Annotated in this window: 20 protein-coding genes; 8 read left to right on the top strand and 12 right to left on the bottom strand. The window is 37.8% G+C overall.

Annotation, left to right across the window (positions count from 1 at the left end):
- Window positions 1-135: 135 nt before the first annotated feature.
- Complete coding sequence (locus tag M5A78_RS14280; RefSeq protein ID WP_248735947.1) at window positions 136-1,212, top strand: FUSC family protein; 1,077 nt, start codon at window positions 136-138, stop codon at window positions 1,210-1,212.
- Window positions 1,213-1,313: 101 nt separating this feature from the next.
- Here M5A78_RS14280 and M5A78_RS14275 read toward each other — a convergent pair whose 3' ends face one another.
- The 5 genes from M5A78_RS14275 to fabL all read right to left on the bottom strand — a co-directional run bounded on the left by M5A78_RS14275 (window position 1,314) and on the right by fabL (window position 5,417).
- Window positions 1,314-3,080: an ABC transporter ATP-binding protein gene (locus M5A78_RS14275; RefSeq protein WP_248735946.1), complete on the bottom strand. Its 1,767-nt coding sequence runs from the start codon at window positions 3,078-3,080 to the stop codon at window positions 1,314-1,316.
- Window positions 3,081-3,161: 81 nt separating this feature from the next.
- On the bottom strand, window positions 3,162-3,692 hold the full coding sequence (ntdP, locus tag M5A78_RS14270; protein WP_248735945.1) for a nucleoside tri-diphosphate phosphatase: 531 nt from the start codon (window positions 3,690-3,692) through the stop codon (window positions 3,162-3,164).
- 196 nt (window positions 3,693-3,888) lie between these two features.
- Complete coding sequence (locus tag M5A78_RS14265) at window positions 3,889-4,146, bottom strand: YgaB family protein (protein ID WP_248735944.1); 258 nt, start codon at window positions 4,144-4,146, stop codon at window positions 3,889-3,891.
- A 222-nt stretch (window positions 4,147-4,368) separates the two neighbouring features.
- A complete protein-coding gene (locus tag M5A78_RS14260; protein WP_248735943.1) occupies window positions 4,369-4,596 on the bottom strand; it encodes a gamma-type small acid-soluble spore protein in 228 nt (75 codons plus the stop codon).
- Between the two features lie 71 nt (window positions 4,597-4,667).
- A complete protein-coding gene (gene fabL / locus M5A78_RS14255; protein WP_248735942.1) occupies window positions 4,668-5,417 on the bottom strand; it encodes an enoyl-[acyl-carrier-protein] reductase FabL in 750 nt (249 codons plus the stop codon).
- A 117-nt stretch (window positions 5,418-5,534) separates the two neighbouring features.
- Here fabL and M5A78_RS14250 point away from each other — a divergent pair, with 117 nt between their 5' ends.
- Window positions 5,535-5,720 (top strand): hypothetical protein, encoded by a 186-nt coding sequence (locus M5A78_RS14250; RefSeq protein ID WP_248735941.1) that lies wholly within the window; start codon window positions 5,535-5,537, stop codon window positions 5,718-5,720.
- A 50-nt stretch (window positions 5,721-5,770) separates the two neighbouring features.
- Here M5A78_RS14250 and mutY read toward each other — a convergent pair whose 3' ends face one another.
- Window positions 5,771-6,871, bottom strand: a complete 1,101-nt coding sequence (gene mutY, locus M5A78_RS14245; RefSeq protein WP_248735940.1) for an A/G-specific adenine glycosylase — start codon at window positions 6,869-6,871, stop codon at window positions 5,771-5,773.
- 171 nt (window positions 6,872-7,042) lie between these two features.
- On the opposite strand from mutY, the gene M5A78_RS14240 reads away from it, so the two are divergent.
- A complete protein-coding gene (locus M5A78_RS14240; protein ID WP_248735939.1) occupies window positions 7,043-8,023 on the top strand; it encodes a metal-dependent hydrolase in 981 nt (326 codons plus the stop codon).
- A 165-nt stretch (window positions 8,024-8,188) separates the two neighbouring features.
- Window positions 8,189-8,365 carry a small, acid-soluble spore protein K gene (locus M5A78_RS14235; RefSeq protein WP_248735938.1) on the top strand — a complete coding sequence of 59 codons (177 nt, stop codon included), beginning with the start codon at window positions 8,189-8,191 and terminating at the stop codon, window positions 8,363-8,365.
- A 68-nt stretch (window positions 8,366-8,433) separates the two neighbouring features.
- Here M5A78_RS14235 and M5A78_RS14230 read toward each other — a convergent pair whose 3' ends face one another.
- Entirely contained in the window at window positions 8,434-8,757 is a 324-nt protein-coding gene (locus tag M5A78_RS14230; protein ID WP_248735937.1) for a YfhH family protein, read from the bottom strand.
- An 88-nt stretch (window positions 8,758-8,845) separates the two neighbouring features.
- On the opposite strand from M5A78_RS14230, the gene M5A78_RS14225 reads away from it, so the two are divergent.
- Complete coding sequence (locus tag M5A78_RS14225) at window positions 8,846-9,517, top strand: SDR family NAD(P)-dependent oxidoreductase (protein WP_248735936.1); 672 nt, start codon at window positions 8,846-8,848, stop codon at window positions 9,515-9,517.
- An 8-nt stretch (window positions 9,518-9,525) separates the two neighbouring features.
- Here the strand turns inward: M5A78_RS14225 and recX are convergent, their stop codons facing one another.
- Window positions 9,526-10,338, bottom strand: a complete 813-nt coding sequence (recX, locus tag M5A78_RS14220; RefSeq protein ID WP_248735935.1) for a recombination regulator RecX — start codon at window positions 10,336-10,338, stop codon at window positions 9,526-9,528.
- Window positions 10,339-10,414: 76 nt separating this feature from the next.
- Here recX and M5A78_RS14215 point away from each other — a divergent pair, with 76 nt between their 5' ends.
- From M5A78_RS14215 to M5A78_RS14205, 3 genes are all read left to right on the top strand, one after another.
- On the top strand, window positions 10,415-11,320 hold the full coding sequence (locus M5A78_RS14215; RefSeq protein WP_248735934.1) for a TIGR01777 family oxidoreductase: 906 nt from the start codon (window positions 10,415-10,417) through the stop codon (window positions 11,318-11,320).
- Window positions 11,321-11,501: 181 nt separating this feature from the next.
- Entirely contained in the window at window positions 11,502-11,636 is a 135-nt protein-coding gene (locus M5A78_RS14210) for a YfhE family protein (RefSeq protein WP_248735933.1), read from the top strand.
- A gap of 103 nt (window positions 11,637-11,739) precedes the next feature.
- On the top strand, window positions 11,740-11,925 hold the full coding sequence (locus M5A78_RS14205) for a YfhD family protein (RefSeq protein WP_248735932.1): 186 nt from the start codon (window positions 11,740-11,742) through the stop codon (window positions 11,923-11,925).
- A 310-nt stretch (window positions 11,926-12,235) separates the two neighbouring features.
- Here the strand turns inward: M5A78_RS14205 and M5A78_RS14200 are convergent, their stop codons facing one another.
- The 4 genes from M5A78_RS14200 to M5A78_RS14185 all read right to left on the bottom strand — a co-directional run bounded on the left by M5A78_RS14200 (window position 12,236) and on the right by M5A78_RS14185 (window position 16,946).
- Window positions 12,236-12,739 carry a DoxX family protein gene (locus M5A78_RS14200; RefSeq protein WP_248735931.1) on the bottom strand — a complete coding sequence of 168 codons (504 nt, stop codon included), beginning with the start codon at window positions 12,737-12,739 and terminating at the stop codon, window positions 12,236-12,238.
- 488 nt (window positions 12,740-13,227) lie between these two features.
- Entirely contained in the window at window positions 13,228-13,899 is a 672-nt protein-coding gene (locus M5A78_RS14195) for a glycosyltransferase (RefSeq protein ID WP_248735930.1), read from the bottom strand.
- A gap of 21 nt (window positions 13,900-13,920) precedes the next feature.
- A complete protein-coding gene (locus M5A78_RS14190) occupies window positions 13,921-15,357 on the bottom strand; it encodes a glycosyltransferase family 2 protein (RefSeq protein ID WP_248735929.1) in 1,437 nt (478 codons plus the stop codon).
- A gap of 353 nt (window positions 15,358-15,710) precedes the next feature.
- Complete coding sequence (locus tag M5A78_RS14185; protein ID WP_248735928.1) at window positions 15,711-16,946, bottom strand: homoserine dehydrogenase; 1,236 nt, start codon at window positions 16,944-16,946, stop codon at window positions 15,711-15,713.
- Between the last annotated feature and the right edge of the window lie 4 nt (window positions 16,947-16,950).

Raw genomic sequence — 16,950 nt, 5'->3', positions numbered from 1 at the left:
TTTGTCAAGATTTCCTTCAACTTTTCGGAATCAAAGACCTATAATTTCTCTTGATAATATGCTTTAATCCATGTATAGTACATAAATACTTACCATTGAAAAAAATTAATTATTTTTGAAAGGAAACCATTTGGAATGAAGTTAGGTGCCCGCATCTTAAAAACGGGAATAGCAATTGTTTTATCCCTATACTTAAGTCAGTTGTTGCATTCACCCTCTCCAGTATTTGCTGGCATTGCCGCCATTTTTGCGCTTCAACGGACCATTTATCGCTCCTATTTAACAATCATTGAACAAATTCAGGGAAATATCATTGGCGCTTTGCTTGCTGTTATTTTTGTCCTCCTGTTAGGAAATCATTTTATTGTTATTGGATTGGCCGCTATTATTGTGATAATTATTAATCTTAAGTTTAAACTGGAGAATACGATTGGACTGTCACTCGTGACGTTGGTATCGATTATGGAAACACAGAGCGGGAACTTTATTCAGTTTGCCGGTATCCGTTTCTTAACCATCATGATTGGGGTTTTTTCTGCGTTTATCGTTAATCTTTTGTTCATGCCACCAAAGTATGAAAACAAGCTTTATTTTAAAATTGTCAGCACAACCGAGGAAATTATTAAGTGGATTCGCTTAAGTACACGCCATGATTATGATCATAATCTTCTTAAAACAGATATAAAGAAACTAAAAGAAAGCATCAATACAATGGAGCAGTTTTATAAGATGTATAAGGAAGAACGAAGTTATTTGAAAAAAGATCTTCCAGAAAAATCAAGAAAGCTGGTTATTTACCGGCAATTGAACTTAACTGCTAAAAAAGCCCTTGATACCTTAAAAAAACTGCATCGTTTTGAAAACGAGCTGTTGCAGCTCCCTGAAAAATTCAAGCAATCGATTCAAGAGCAGGTTGATAGCCTTATTTATCATCATGAACAGGTCTTGCTAAGATTCATTGGAAAAATCCCAACACCGCCTCCATACACTGAGGATAACGTTTACTTAAATAAAAAAGAATTATTCGACTTCTTTTTAGCACATCAAATAGAATTTGCCGAGCAAAATAATCCACATCTCTATCATACGATGCAAATTGTCGCCTCAATTATTGATTATGGAGAACAGGTTGAGCATCTCGATACACTTATTACTAGCTTTCATTCCTTTCATAATAATGAAGTGTCGATTGATGATAAGGAAAAAGAATAGGAAAAACCGAAGCAGATTATTTGTCTAACTTTATTGGGTCAGATCATAATGAACTGCCCCGTAAACGTCAGATTGGTGTCTAACATTTACGGGGCAGTTCATTATTCTGCTTCGGTTTTTGTTTGCTCCAGCTGCTGCACTTGAAATAATTTATAATAATTCCCTTGTTTTGTCATTAGTTCGTCATGTGTCCCTATTTCCACGATTTGACCATGTTCAATCAGGACAATCCGATTCGCATGAGTGATGGTCGATAACCGATGGGCAACAATAAAAGTGGTCCGGTCCTTTGCCAGTTCCTCTAGTGATTCCTGGATGGAATGCTCGCTCTCTAAATCCAGTGCCGATGTCGCCTCATCAAGTATTAAAATAGGGGGATTTTTCAAAAATACACGGGCAATCGCAACCCGTTGTTTCTGACCTCCAGAAAGCTTAACCCCTCGTTCTCCTACCCTAGTGTTATAGCCGTCTGACAGGTTTAATATAAACTCATGGGCATTGGCCGATTTTGCCGCCCTATACACTTCTTCATCAGTTGCATTTGGTTTTCCTAATAAAATATTATCTCGTACAGATTCGCTAAATAATATATTATCCTGAAAAACTACACCAATTTTATCTCTTAGGGTTTGGACCTTAAATTGCCGGATGTCTTCCCCGTCTAAGGTTATTCTTCCGCTTGTTACATCGTAAAAACGAGGAATCAGACTAACGAAGGTAGATTTCCCGCCGCCACTCATACCTACCAGCGCAATCGTTTCACCCTTTTTCACCTCTAAAGAAATGTCCTTCAAAACAAGATCCTCTTTTTTATCGTAAGAAAAAGAAACCTTTTCAAACGAAATATCGCCATTTACTTGGCTGCACACTCGTGCATCCGGAATGTCAATAATATCATATTTCTCGTCCAAAAATTCAAATACACGATCCATGGATGCAAAGGATTGGGTAATGGTGGTTGACGAATTGACCAATCTTCTTAATGGATTGTAAAGCTTGTCAATATAGGCAAAAAACGCAACCATCGTTCCAAGTGACAACTGATCCTGAATGACGAGATAGGCGGAATAGCCAATAACAATTATTGGAGCAATATCTGTAATCGTATTAACAGCTGAAAAGGCCTTCGCATTCCAGCTTGTATGCTGCAATGCCTTCTCTAAAAAGTTCTTATTTTGCTTATCAAACTGTGTTTGTTCATACTCTTCAATCGCAAAACTCTTGATTACAGGCATCCCCTGCACTCGTTCATGTAAATAGCTTTGAACTTCGGCAAGTGCTTGAGAACGATTCCTTGTTAATTTACGGAGATTTCCAAAAAAGTATCTCACGGAAAAAGCATAGAGAGGAAACAGTAATACTGAAACAACTGTCAGTTTTACATTCATCGAAAACATAAAAATAATGGCAATGACGATGGTGGCAATATCAAGCCAGAGATTCATTAAACCTGAAATGACAAATGTTTTTGTTTGCTCAACATCGTTAATGACGCGTGAAATAATTTCACCTACACGGGTATTTGAAAAATACTTGAAGCTCAACTTTTGAATATGTGTATACATCGTATCACGAATATCATAGAGGATTTTACTTGATGTCCACTGGGCGAAATATTGCCGGTAATATTCAATGGGCGGTCTTAGGATAACAAAGATTACAATCATGACACCCATGATGAGGATCAGTTTATTAACCTTTTCATCATAAGAAAGCGAATGATTCCCAACAATATCATCAACTACATACTTAATTAACAATGGGATAATGAGTGGTATTGAAAATTTGATCACACCAATGATGATTGTCCCAATTATTTGCAAGCGATACGGTTTAACAAATTGAAGGTACCTGCGGATACTGCTCAAGCTAGCCCCCCATTTCTTTTTTTTTCTGTTTCAAAACAAACGAAAACCTGTTGATATGAAAATCAACAGGCGTTTAGGCTACTAACGTCTGTAAGTTAAATAACGCTCATACCAAATATCGATAAAATCTGGTGCAAAAGGGCCCTTCCGCTGTCGAATCCACTGAATCAGTTTATCAACATTTCGCTTTAAAATTTGGTCAATCACATCTGGATAATTCATCTCACGGCGATGGCGTTCATATTCATCCTCGTCAAGTAAATTAAAGGTCATATCAGGATACACCTTGATATCAAGATCATAGTCTATATACTTTAGTGCCTCACCATCAAAGATGAATGGTGAACTGATATTACAGTAATAATAAATGCCGTCCTCACGAATCATTCCGATTACATTAAACCAGTATTGCGAATGGAAATAACATATCGCAGGTTCCCTTGTAATCCAGGTCCTACCATCTGATTCAGTTACAAGTGTCCGGTCATTTCCACCAATCACCAAATTTTGCGACCCTTTTAAAACGGTTGTTTCTTCCCAGACGCGATGGATGTGCCCATTGTGCTTATAGCTATGTATTTGCAATGGTTCTCCTTCGATGGGTACGCCCATGTTCTCCCCTACCTTCATTCCTGAACGCTTTGTAACCTATTCTAAAAACCAAATAAATAACGATAAAGGTAACAAAGTAAAATTCCTATTTCCTATTATTATAACGGTTAAGGACAGAATTTAAAACAAAAGAGCCATAATTCAATGGCTCTTTGTAAAAATTATCGAATTTTTTTCATCATCTTTATTTATCAAATTACATTGAAGGTGTTAAGTTCTTCTCTAGATAAGAATTTATTACCTCTTCTGTCTGCTTTTCAAAAATTAACTGAATCTCCTTCAACTCTTTTTTCATTAATTGAATATCAGTCTGAATACTTTCAAGGTCTGTGGCATTTTGGAGAGTCTGAAGCCCTTTTTCGATTTGTTGACAACGTTCAATCTCTGCTTGAACGTACAATAATTTTTCCATCGTCACCATTTGTTCGGAAACTAATCGGTTAAAATGATTCATTTCCCTCACCGCCTTATTTTTTCGTACCTAGTATGTATTCTTTAACCAACACTAATTTCCTTTGACTACTTCTGTCGACTAAAGAGAGGTTTTGTCGAGAATAGAAATGCGGAAGCGCCTGTTTATCAACAATCGCTGGAACGAGACGCTAAGCAAAGTTCTTTAATCAATGAAAGAAGGCACCCTTTAATGGAAAAGAGCACCTTCTTCTTAAGTATTATTTTATTGTTGACCGAATTGGCCAGCATTTTGGTTTTTACTAGCTTCTGATGCTTGGTTTTGTTTTTTTACCTCTTGAGCATTTGTTTCACTCGCAAATTCAGTTCCAAATTGACCTGCAGCACCTGCAGCACCTGCAGCACCTGCACCTGCCTGAGAATTTTGTTGTTTTACTTCCTGGATATTTGTTCCAGCTGAAGTTTTGTTTGGCTGTTGATTGAATTTTGCCATTGTAATCACCTCCACGAGATTAATTTATCCATCTACGTGGAAATTATCCAAAATAATTAATTAAAAACTATTTAAACCAGTAATGATATTCCACCGTCAACTATAATGGTTTGCCCCCTGATCATGCTGGAATCATCCGACAAAAGAAACATCACGCAATTGACCATATCATCAATTTCAACCATTCTCCCTGCAGGAGTTTTGTCTTTTGCCTCTTGTAGAAGCTCTTCACGATTTGGAAAATGCTTTAATGCCTCAGTATCTACTGCACCGCCTGAGACCGCATTTACGACAATATTCTTCGGTGCCAATTCAACGGCTAAATATCGTGTTAGAGCCTCAAGAGCCGCTTTAGAAACCCCTACTACTGTGTAATTTTCCAAATAACGAATTGCCCCCAGAGAACTAATGCTGACAATTTTCCCGCCGCCGTTTCTTTCCATCAGCTTTGCCGCTTCCTGCGCACAAAACAATAGGGCCTTACTATTGATATTTAAAGTCCAATCCCAATGTGATTCCTCAAGTTCCATAACTGGACGCTGTACGCCAGAGGCTGCATTATTAACGAATACGTCTAAACGGCCAAATTCTTCTTCAATTTGAGCAAACATATCTTTTATTTTTGCTGTGTCACCAACGTTTGCTTTTACAACTAGAGCTTTTCTGCCGAATGATTCTATTTGTTCTGCTGTCTCAAGAGCAGACTTTTTACTTCTCGCATAATTAATGACAATATCATATCCTTCTTGTGCTAGCCTAAGTGCAGTTGCCTTGCCAATTCCCCGGCTGCTGCCAGTAATGAGTGCTACTTTTTGTGTCATTTTTCTAAATTCCCTTCTTAATTCAAGTAATGCTATCATTTTAACTTTTCCATGAATAGAAGACAATTAATATTAAACACTAAGGGCAAAATAACATTTGAAAGAAAGAATGAGAATATGTATGCAGGACGAGATATGACTGAACTTTCAATGATGGCAAAATCAGAGTGGGAAACGAGTGAGCTTGCTTTTTTCCATCTCTCCTTGCAGCAAATTGCTCCTTATTTAAATAGCGAAGGTCAAACGATACATCGGGAAATTATAAAAGAAATTGAGAATCGCGGTGGGATCAAAGTTATCTAATTGTGATGAAAGTTATATGATAAAAAATAAACGCCGTTTAATAACGGCGTTCATTCCTCTAACTGCTCCTGATAAAGTCTGAACATTTTTTGCGAAGAAACCGGAAAAGCAAATTCCTCCAGTTCTTCAAAGGTTACAAGCTTCCATTCCTCACTCTCTTGAAGCGTGAAAGCTATTTTTCCAGTATATACACTAATATTCCAAATCAAATGTGAAAAAACATGCTCAATTTGCCCAATAATTTTCTCAAGATTAATTTTAATATTATGGTTCTGGTTAAATAAATCAATGACCTGTTCCCGTTCATTTTGCATAGAATGATGTAGCTCGACACTTGGAAGTTCCCATAAATTTGCAAGCAATCCACTCTCAGGTCGTTTATGAATTAATATTTTCCCACTTTCATCAAAAACAATTGCCGCTGCAAGCTGGACGTCACGTGTCTTCGTTTTTTTCGTTTTTATCGGGAGTTCATTTTGTACCCCTTCATAAAAGCCTTGGCAGTGTTCACGTACTGGACATAATAAACAGGAAGGAGAAGTAGGGGTACATATTAAGGCTCCTAGTTCCATTAATGCTTGGTTAAAAGCGGAAGGATCTTCATGAGAAATTAACGTACGGACTGCTTTTTCAAATACTTTTCGAGTCGCTGGCTTGGCAATATCGTCCCAAATAGATAGAATGCGCGATAATACCCGCATCACATTGCCATCCACAGCCGGTTCAGGAATTCCGTAAGCAATGCTTAAAATGGCACCTGCAGTATATGGACCAACTCCTTTAAGTCTGGCAATTTCTTCAGGAGAGCTCGGTACTTCTCCATTATATTTCTCCTTAACCTCTTTAACAGCTGATTGTAAATTTCTAACCCTTGAATAATATCCAAGTCCCTCCCATGCTTTAAGTACCTTATCTTCTTCGGCTTCAGCAAGATCTTCAATGGTTGGAAACCATTCAATAAAGCGATTAAAATATGGGATAACTGTATCAACCCTTGTTTGCTGTAACATAATTTCTGAAACCCATACCTTATAGGGATCCTGGTCTTTTCGCCATGGAAGGTTGCGCTGTTCATTTTTAAACCAGGTAATTAAATCATTCTGAAAAGCATTTATATTGATATTTTCTATATTTTCTTGTTCAATTAACATATCTTTTGTGCCTCCAGTTTGTTAAACAATTATGAAATAGGGAATATAATAAAATGACATTTTTGTTTTACGATAATTCAATTTGTTTATTTTGACAAGCAGAAAAGCGGAATGATCCGTTATCAAAGTTCAATGATTATGTTAATAGACCATATTAAAGGAGGATTTTCCTTGGATACAGGAACTCATGTAGTAATGGGCATTGCTCTCGGTGGTCTTGCTACGCTTGATCCATCCGTTGCAAGCAGTCATGCTACTGCAGCAAGTGTATTAATTGCGACAATTGCCGGTTCACAAATACCAGATATTGACACGGTTTTGAAGCTAAGAAATAACGCCATCTACATTCGCAATCATCGTGGTGTTACACATTCTATTCCAGCTGTCATTTTATGGCCGATTATCCTTTTGGCCGTCATTTATCCATTTTTTCCGAATGCCAATTTAGTGCATTTATGGGCATGGACATTTGCAGCTGTTTTTATCCATGTTTTTGTCGATATCTTTAATGCCTATGGCACACAAGCACTAAGACCATTTTCATCGAAATGGGTTGCTCTAGGTGTCATTAATACGTTCGATCCGTTTTTATTTGGAATTCATGTGCTTGGTATTATTATTTGGGTTTTAGGAGCAAATCCTGGCGTTACCTTTTTGCTGATGTATGCCGTCATTATCGCCTATTATTTAAAACGGTATCAGGCGAAGAAAAGGGTATTGATCGAGGTTAGAACGATTATTCCGGATGCCACAGAAATCATTATCGCACCCACGATGAGGTATCATCAATGGCGGATTGCTGCGATGAATCAAGAGCATTTTTTTGTTGGCAAGGGCATTAAGGATAAAGTTGAAATCTTAGATCGGTTTATTCGTGTCCCAGTACCAAATACACCTGTAATAGAAGCGGCCAAAAAAGACAAAAACCTTTCTGCTTTTTTATCATTTTCCCCAGTCTACCGTTGGGAAGTCGATGAATACAATGATTATTATGAAGTTCGGTTTATTGATTTACGCTATCGCAGCAATGGGCATTATCCGTTTGTCGCCGTCGTTCAATTAGATCGTGATTTAAAACGAATTAGCTCCTATACAGGCTGGGTGTTTAGTGAAAAGAAATTACGGAAGAAGTTGAGCATCATTCCAAGCTAAAAAAATGAGTGACGAATGTCATTCATTTTTTTTATGATATTCACCTCATTACCATTTTCTTATAACATAATTGAGATTAAAGGGACAGATACTATGATTACGTGGTAAGCATAGAGAATGCTTTTATTTACACGTTTTTCTCATTCTCTTTTATGGAGGTATAGCATGAGAAATAAAGTGACGAATTTCCCAAACCAAAATAACAACAAATTTGAGGGAGAGCCAAGAGCGAAAGCAGAATATGCTTCAAAAAGAGCAAACGGCACCATCAATACGCATCCACAAGAACGGATGCGCGCTTCAGGCGAACGTGATGATGAATCACCACAGGTTTATAAGTAGTGATAGGAAAGTTTTACTTTCCTATCGGCCAAGACAAACCAGAGAAAATTCTCTGGTTTGTCCTTTTATTATTTAAGCCCCTTTAATAAGGATATTGGCAGAGCCTCTTCTTTTCCATCGCCCTTAAGTCGATATCCCCACGCGAAAACACCGTTTAAATAGTCAATTTTGAAATATTGACCGGGGTCTCCTTCGATTTCATAAATTTCTCCTGGCTTAAAGGTATCTGGGTTTGAAATGTATGCCCGGGCCATTGAAACTTTTCTTTCAAGAACAGCAAACTCATTAATCATGCCCATCTGCTCCGCTTTTCTCGCCTTCTCTTGGAGCATGGCAATTTCTTCCCTTAGTTCGTATTCCGTCATTTCACTATAGCGTTTCACCTGCTGCATCTCATTCACTCCCACTTTTCTCTTAATTTTAGTATAGTTATCTTTGTAGAATTAATAAAGGCAAAACTATTTTGAAGGAGACGACACAATGAATACAATTATCGTAACTGGTGCAGGGTCAGGATTAGGAAAAGAATTAGCCGTGCTTTTTTCCAAAAAAGGCTTTCACATATTACTCACCGGCAGAACAATAGAAAAATTAACTGCTGCAAAGCAAGAAATTGAAGCAACCGGGGGAAAAGCCGATATCCTTCCCTTAGATATTCGGAATAATGAAGATGTTTTGAAAAAAATAAACGAAATAAGCAGTACATATGAAATTTCTGGGCTGATCAATAACGCCGGTTTGGGGTATTTTGGTCCATTAGTGGAAATGGATAAGCAGCAAATCAGTGAAATGCTAGATACAAACATACTAGGAACCATTCTAATGACCAAGGCCGTATTGCCGTTACTACCTAAAAATAGTGAGGGAAGAATTATGAATATTATTTCTACCGCCGGCCTACGTGGAAAAGTGAATGAAGCTGTATACGTTGCCAGCAAATTTGCCGTCCGTGGATTTACTGAAAGTCTGCAGAAGGAATATGAAAACAGCAGCATTAAATTTAATGCCGTTTATATGGGCGGCATGAATACCCCATTTTGGGACGAAAGCAACCACATTAAAGATAAATCACGTCTAAGGTCAGCTAAAGAAATTGCAGAAATCATTATGAAACAATTGGATTCAGATTCGATTATAATTGAAAACTCATGACGATTACGTCATGAGTTTTCTTCTTTATCCGCCAGAAACCTTTCGATTAGCTCCATCGAAAAGCCTTTACGATATAATGTCTGTTTCATCTTTTGCTGATACTCGAATCCTGTTAATTGTGAAAACTTCCGCTGGGCCTTTTCCCCTTGATACCTGATGGCTTCCATTTCCTCATCATCTTCTTTGTCCACTTCGGTCTCATTTAGAGCAATATGAATGACCTCAAAAGAAAATCCTTTTCTTTGCAGTAATTGTTCAAGTTTTTGCTTTTGAATTTTCAAAGACTCCTTTGAACCCTTTTGGAAAAACTTTTCAGTTACTTTACTTGCTTTTTCGATTTGCAGCTCTAATGGAAATTCTTCCAGTGCTTGGAGGCGAATTACCTCTGAAATTCCTTTTTCCTTTAACTCCAGTTTGATTAAATTTGGCCCTTTATCGGTCGTATTTACCTGTGTCCTCACATAAGCTAAAGCATATTCTCCATCATTTATATATCGCTGGGCTGTTAATTTATGGAGCACTTCATTAATAACTGGTTCATCTACTTCTTTTTGATTGAGGTAATCACTAATTTCTTTTTCTGACCTCATTCTTCTTGCCAAATAATTAATCGCTAGGTTATACGCCTTACGAATGTCGTCTTGATATTGGATTTCCATCGTGGAAAAATCATCAAGCTCCATTCCTTTTTTTAATTGAAATTTGATTAATATATCGCTGTCGATACTAAAAGCAAATTCCTCACCTTTGCCGTAATCGATAAATACATTTAACCGATCTTGATTTTTTTGTTGCGTGGTGATTTTTGTAATTATGGCCATATCATTCACCTCATGACTACTTTACCATATTCTTCATTATTTAATGTAAAATAAATAGTAAGGGAGGTTGTAAAAAATGAAAATTGCAATCGCTGGCGGAACAGGTTTTGTAGGCAGGGCCCTTACGGCTGAATTAGTAGAAAAAAGGCATGAAGTGGTTATTTTAACAAGGAAAGAGATTAAAGCGAACAAAAGTGAACGGATTCGATATGTTCAATGGTTAAGTAGCAAAGCGGACCCTATTCACGCTTTACAAGGAACGGATATTTTTATCAACCTTGCAGGAGAATCCATCAATAGTGGACGTTGGACGGACAAAAGGAAACAAAGAATTTTAGACAGCAGGATTGAAACTGTTAGGGAAATATTAGCAATAATAAAGAAAATGGATATAAAACCAACAGCACTTATTAACGCCAGTGCCATTGGTATTTATGGAATTTCAGCGGAGAAAGTTTTTACCGAAGAAGATAAATGCTCTGGTAATGACTTCTTGTCACAGACGGTGATGGAATGGGAGAAAGAAGCAGTTAATGCCTCGCAATTAGACATTCGAACAGCCCTTTGCCGGTTTGGAATTATCCTTGCTAAACAGGAGGGGGCACTTCCGAAAATCGCCTTTCCCTATAAATCATTTATCGGCGGTCCAATTGGAGCTGGACAGCAGTGGATGTCCTGGATTCATATTGATGATGTGATAAAAGGAATTTCCTTTATAATCGAAAATAAAAACATCCACGGTCCAGTCAATTTTACTGCTCCACACCCCGTTACAATGGCTGAGTTTGGGCAAACTCTAGCTGAGGTTATTCATCGCCCCCACTGGCTTACAGTCCCAAGTTTCGCCCTTCGCTTGCTGCTCGGTGAGATGAGTACATTGGTTGTAGACGGACAAAAGGTGTTACCAAACAAGCTGTTAGAAAATGGCTATCCATTCCAATATCCAGAACTAAAATTGGCATTAAAAAATATATTTAACTAAAATCCGTATCATTCCTTTCACAAAAGGTAAAAATGGAAATAAGTACATAACGTACCATTCCCAATTAACTTGATGATTGACGAGTCCCTAAGGGCGGTTCATGAGGCGTAGTTACACTTAAGCCTGATAGGAAAGATTATACTTTCCTATCGGCCAAAAAATGTTGAAAGGAATGAGCAAAATGGCGGAAAAGAAGAAAAAAGATAAGGATAGAGGGAAATACACTTTATCAAGTATGCAAGAGGTAGCCTATCAACGCGAATTTAAAAGGGCAGACCGTGCAGGTGGTTATACAGATAGAAAAACGAAGCTATAGTCTTTATAGATATTTCCATTAATGGACCCCTCTCTAAATGTAAATGCTAGTAAAGGGAGCAGCTTCAGCTCTCATTAGTTTACAAAAGAGAGGGGTTTTTGTAATGGGACGTTCTCGAGGACACAATAATCGTGATAAAAATAAAGGGTCACTTCCACAAGTGCCGAAGAACATGAAGTCAGATGGAATTGATGTTGAATACTCACAGGAACTCGCGGATCATGCAGATCTTGAGGCACAAGCACGTTCAAACGCCGCTAACCAGCGTGCAAAAAATATAAACGGGTAACGATTTTCTATAAAAACTAGCATGAGTTTCAACTCCCAGCCCAAGAATGGAAATTAATTGAATAGGAGTAGTGCTCCAACATAATTCGGGCGGTGTGAGCAAAGTTGAGCTTCACTAAATCAAAGTGAAAAATATATTTTTTCCGCATAATTGGATAAATATGATTCATTTTTGCTGCGCTCCGCCTCTTTTCCACAATAAAAAGAGAAGCAGGTATGCCCTGCTTCTTAAGTATTTAAAAGGGGGGAAAAATATAGATCAGCGAGTTCTAAAGAGAGGTTACCATTTTTTAAGCGATTAGAACTCGTTACTACTGCTGTTGATTGATTTTGACACCTTTTAGATGACCTTTTTTGAAATAACCTTTGATAAAAGGTACAGCATATCGGTCAAGTCCGAATAAGTATGCTCCAGTTCCTGCGAAGAGTAGAATCATTGCTACTGTATAAAGAATTGGGTTTGTGCTAGTAGTACCTGCGAGCATAAAGTTTAAGTTCATAAAGGCCCCGGCAACTAATGCTGGAATAGTTGCTAATCCAACGATTAATCCTAATCCAACTAGTAATTCTCCCCAAGGAATTAAGACGTTGAAAATTTGAACATTTGGGAGGGCAAATTGGCTTAAGAAGTCGGCGTACCATCCTTGTACTGCCGGATGATCACCTGTTGCATTGGCCAATGCTCCTTTTAAAAATCCACCTGCATCAAATCCACCTGTTAATTTATGATAACCTGCTTCCATCCATTGAAGTCCAAGCCATACTCTTAATACTGTCCAAACAACTGCTGCTTGAGGGGTTTTGTACCATCTCATCACAATCATCTCCTATTATTTTTTGTGAACTATTTCACAAATTAATAACTAAATAGATTTTTATTCCCCTTTCGATGAGGGGCGTGTCAGCTAGCTGTATCTGGTAGAAAATCTTGTGAATTGTTTCACTATCTTCTCTACACTTTTAATATACTCCCCTAGTATTGAAATGACAACGACTTTCACAGTTTATTAACATATTAATATTAGAAAATTGAATAGAATGTGAACTTATTACATCAAATAGGTTAGAAACCAATCCTCCATTCTTATAATAAAGCTGTGGATAATGTGCATAAGCTCGTTGGATCCCTTCAAATCAATCCACAGCTTGTGAATAAAGCTGTGAATAAATAGGAAGCTTCGCAAAACGTTCCTTTTATGTAGATTCGAGTCAGCATGGTGATACCGACTCTTTACTTTTCAGTTTCTCATCTAAAACACTTTTAAGACCGTAGTTCCTGCTCCACTATTCAGTTCTATTTTTTTTACACGAAGGATTGAAAATCATCCGTATAGGCGATTATGTCGCCCCACCCCATTAGATCTTCATCGGAAATCTTCCAACTGTGATTTTCCGAGTTATGCCGGATGACAGCAAAATGATTACGACTGGTAGAATAGATAGTAAAACCTGCTTTTTTGGCTTGATCAATGAAAAAGTAATCCTCGGCACGATTCACTTTTTCAAAGCGGAAGTAATAAAATACTTCTTTTCTAAACATTAATGTTGCTCCAGCCACTGTATCAGTGATGGAATTCTCTGCACCTGGGACATGAATCAGCGCTTTGTTATTTTTAAAATAGATATAACACGAGCTCTTTCCGATAATCGAAATATTTTTATCCTTAAAAGCATCCATCGAACTAGCAATATACTCAGGTCCATAAAAATCATCATCATCAAATTTCGCGATAATATCGTAGGTCGAATTCATCACCCCAAAATTTAAGCAATCACCTAAAGTTGCTTTTTCATGGAGCTGATAAACCTGGACATTTGGATAATTCCTTGCTTTTCCGATCCATCGATTAATATCCATCGAATCCTTATTCAAAATAATTATCAGCTCTTTATCCTGATAAGTTTGCTGTTGATAGTTTTTGAAAACATTGTCGATACATTCTTCCCTTATCGTACAAGTAATAATGGAAACCACATTTTCACTCCTTTCCACAGATTATGAGATTATGATCTTTTCCAAAAAAATAGTTAAATGTTTATACTTGTTCAGATTTTTTATCTGATTAATATCCTCTTGTAGTGCTTTTCTATCGTCTGAGCCATAGCCTGCAGCCCCTAAGATGTTAATATGACGGATATCAACTACGAGCATAAGGGTGATGGTCTCGAGGATGTACAGGAATTTTTCTTGGAATTGTGGTATCTGCTCCAGATTAGATTGCACAAGTAATTTATATTCAATTAAGATCTTATTCATTGTTAATAAATCTGTTAGTCTTGAAAGCTCTAATCCTAGAATTAGCACATCAACATCATGATGTTTTATCGTAAAAAGACCAAAATTCCCAACAGCCTCTTGCCATTTACTTTCGCCAACAGGGTGCTCCTGGTGATAGGTTATCACCGCGCTGCTTACATGATAGTCGGCACCCATTTGATAAAGACGGTATCCTAATTCCCAATCCTCATAACCATAATGGAAAAAATCTTCATCAAACCCACCAGCTTGGACGATAAATGCCTTCCGAATCGAAACATTCCCAGTTAGAAAGGCCATCCATGGAAACGCAAATCCTTGCAAATCGTCGTCAAAATTTTTAGTAATCTCTTGGAACCATGGATATGCTTTAAAGGCTATTCTCCGGAAGGATCCGCTAGTAATATCACTTTTTTCTACTAATGGAAATAGCTCTTCACTAGGATAATTAAAGACTTGAAACCTCTTATTAATTTCTTGATTATTTTTTGTTAAAGCGCCAATCTTGTTAATTTGCTTCTCGGAGAATTCTGGAAAAACACATGAATAGAGCGCTTTGGAATGCATGGCCCCCGACAAAATCATGTTTTCTTTTGATTGGTGGGACTTATAATGATTTTCCACAAAATTAGCTTCGGTTATCATTTCCGCATCTAGAAAAATAAGAATGCTCCCTCTTGCTGAACGAATGCCTAAATTTCTGCTCTTCGCTCTCCCCAGCTTTTCTTTGCTGCGAATATAGATAAACTGATAGGGAGGAGAATAACTGTTAAGTGTCTCTGCTGTTTGATCTGTTGAAGCATCATCTATAAAGATGACTTCCATTTTTGCTTGATTAAAGGTTTGATTTTCAAGGGAGAAGAGAGACAATAGATTTAGTGGGTATTTATTACTGGAGGGAATAATGATACTGACTTCAATATCTAAGCTGCTCTGATTTTCGTGGCTCGGACTTTGCAGGCTTTGAGTCTTATTTCTTTGTCCACTCTCTTGCTGAATGCTTTTTGATTGTTTAGTTTTGTTTCTTTTCGAGCTATGGTCCTTACTTTTTTCCTCTCTTTTACTGGCTGAATTTGTTCTTTTTCTTTCAGTTTCTTTTGCAAGAGGAACAGGCCAGATATCATAAAGCCCTTCTTCACGTTCAGTATGTTGTTTTGTTGGGCTATTTCCTAACATGACGCACCCCTTCTCTATATTATTTTAATAAAATAGCTAGTCCAAATGGTCGAGCTTCTACACAATATGAAGGCAATTTTTTTTTGACTAAACTTATCCCCAGTCATTTGCACATTTTTTCAATAAAAACTATCATGAGCTTCAACTCCCAACCCTATCCTGAAAATAAATTTAGAGAACAAGCCGTAGTCACCTAATAAAGGCGGTGAGAGCAGAGCTAGACTTCACATCTTTCGTCTAGTGAAATGGGTATTTCACTTTAACTGGTTAAAGTGATTCATTTTTGCGGCGCTCCGCCCCTTTTCCACAGAAAAAAGAGCACTTGCGGATGCTCTTTTAAAGGATTGGACTTTTTATAATAAAGCTGTTAAAGCTGTATCTTTCAACAGCGTTTCATATTCCCCGAGTATTGGATAGTAGACAAGCCCCCCTTGTTGAATCGCGAGCTGGTCCACCTCTTTCCTGGTTGTCTGGATGATAAAGATCTCGTTAGCAGCTTGATCAATCCAGGTAATTGAAGGGGCTGCATATTTTTTGGTTAGCCCCTGTACTAACCAATATTCTTTTTTATCCTCATTTTTCTGTCCAATGTTTCCGCCAGGTGTCCCCGTGTAACTGCGCTTGGCAGGATGACTTTGACAAACATAAACCAAATCTTCAATCACAGCACTTGCGGTTGGAAACATTCCGGCACCAGGACCCTGCAGTGTGATTCTTCCCACAATATCCGAGTGGACATTGACAGCATTTTCTACTCCCTCAACATGGTAGAAAGGGTGCTCCTGACCAACAAGGACAGGTTTAACCGATGCTTTTATTTGATTTCCTGCTTTCGTAAGACTGGCAACATGTTTAAACCTCAAGCCGAATTTTTCAGCTGCGGCGATTAATTCACTTGTTATCGAAGTAATCCCTTCACGCTCAACAGCATGCCAATTTGGTTCTTCCCCAAAGCTAATTCTGCTGAGGATCATTGTTTTATAAAAAGCATCATAGCCTTCAACATCATTTGTTGGATCCGCCTCGGCATAACCATTTAGTTGTGCTTGAAGTAAGCTTTGAGCAAAAGACTGCTTTTTCACACGCATTTCCGTCAAGATGAAATTTGATGTTCCATTTAAGATGCCTTGAACTTGATCGACGCGATTAATTTTTAATAACTCCCTTAAGGTTTGAATGACCGGAATTCCCCCTGCAACTGTTGCTTCAAAGCCAATGGAAACATGATTCTCATCTGCGAGCTCGATCAGCTCTTTTCCATGGTGGGCAAACATTTCTTTATTCGCTGTAATGATGTGGCAGCCGTGCTTTATTGCTTTTTTCAAAAATGTAAACGTTGGTTCTTTATCGACGATGGCTTCGACAACAATGTCAAGCTGGGGAAGGTCTAGGATTTCTCCAAAATTAGTCGTAACCAGAACTTCTTCACTTATTTCTCTTTCCTTCTGATTATTTTTGATGAGGACAGCTGCCACTTCGACCTTTTTTCCTAAAACAGCTGTTAACTCTTCGCCATGGGATTGTATCGTCTTATATACCCCTTGACCAACCGTACCAAAACCTAGAATTGCCACTTTAATTACAGACATGCTT

Origin of the sequence: Neobacillus rhizosphaerae (assembly GCF_937468385.1) — a bacterium.
Classification (GTDB): domain Bacteria; phylum Bacillota; class Bacilli; order Bacillales; family Cytobacillaceae; genus Neobacillus; species Neobacillus rhizosphaerae.
The sequence above is the reverse complement of the archived record's forward strand: the minus strand, read 5'-3'. Positions and strand labels throughout refer to the sequence as shown.

Bases quoted from the DNA above. Each gene is read 5' to 3' on its own strand.
- M5A78_RS14200 (WP_248735931.1), bottom strand. From the start codon at position 12,739: ATGAGATGGTACAAAACCCCTCAAGCAGCAGTTGTTTGGACAGTATTA.
- M5A78_RS14190 (WP_248735929.1), bottom strand. From the start codon at position 15,357: ATGTTAGGAAATAGCCCAACAAAACAACATACTGAACGTGAAGAAGGG.
- M5A78_RS14260 (WP_248735943.1), bottom strand. From the start codon at position 4,596: ATGGCAAAATTCAATCAACAGCCAAACAAAACTTCAGCTGGAACAAAT.
- M5A78_RS14215 (WP_248735934.1), top strand. From the start codon at position 10,415: ATGAAAATTGCAATCGCTGGCGGAACAGGTTTTGTAGGCAGGGCCCTT.
- fabL (WP_248735942.1), bottom strand. From the start codon at position 5,417: ATGACACAAAAAGTAGCACTCATTACTGGCAGCAGCCGGGGAATTGGC.
- M5A78_RS14210 (WP_248735933.1), top strand. From the start codon at position 11,502: ATGGCGGAAAAGAAGAAAAAAGATAAGGATAGAGGGAAATACACTTTA.
- recX (WP_248735935.1), bottom strand. From the start codon at position 10,338: ATGGCCATAATTACAAAAATCACCACGCAACAAAAAAATCAAGATCGG.
- M5A78_RS14265 (WP_248735944.1), bottom strand. From the start codon at position 4,146: ATGAATCATTTTAACCGATTAGTTTCCGAACAAATGGTGACGATGGAA.
- M5A78_RS14230 (WP_248735937.1), bottom strand. From the start codon at position 8,757: ATGCAGCAGGTGAAACGCTATAGTGAAATGACGGAATACGAACTAAGG.
- M5A78_RS14250 (WP_248735941.1), top strand. From the start codon at position 5,535: ATGTATGCAGGACGAGATATGACTGAACTTTCAATGATGGCAAAATCA.
- M5A78_RS14235 (WP_248735938.1), top strand. From the start codon at position 8,189: ATGAGAAATAAAGTGACGAATTTCCCAAACCAAAATAACAACAAATTT.
- mutY (WP_248735940.1), bottom strand. From the start codon at position 6,871: ATGTTAATTGAACAAGAAAATATAGAAAATATCAATATAAATGCTTTT.
- M5A78_RS14225 (WP_248735936.1), top strand. From the start codon at position 8,846: ATGAATACAATTATCGTAACTGGTGCAGGGTCAGGATTAGGAAAAGAA.
- M5A78_RS14205 (WP_248735932.1), top strand. From the start codon at position 11,740: ATGGGACGTTCTCGAGGACACAATAATCGTGATAAAAATAAAGGGTCA.
- ntdP (WP_248735945.1), bottom strand. From the start codon at position 3,692: ATGGGCGTACCCATCGAAGGAGAACCATTGCAAATACATAGCTATAAG.
- M5A78_RS14185 (WP_248735928.1), bottom strand. From the start codon at position 16,946: ATGTCTGTAATTAAAGTGGCAATTCTAGGTTTTGGTACGGTTGGTCAA.
- M5A78_RS14280 (WP_248735947.1), top strand. From the start codon at position 136: ATGAAGTTAGGTGCCCGCATCTTAAAAACGGGAATAGCAATTGTTTTA.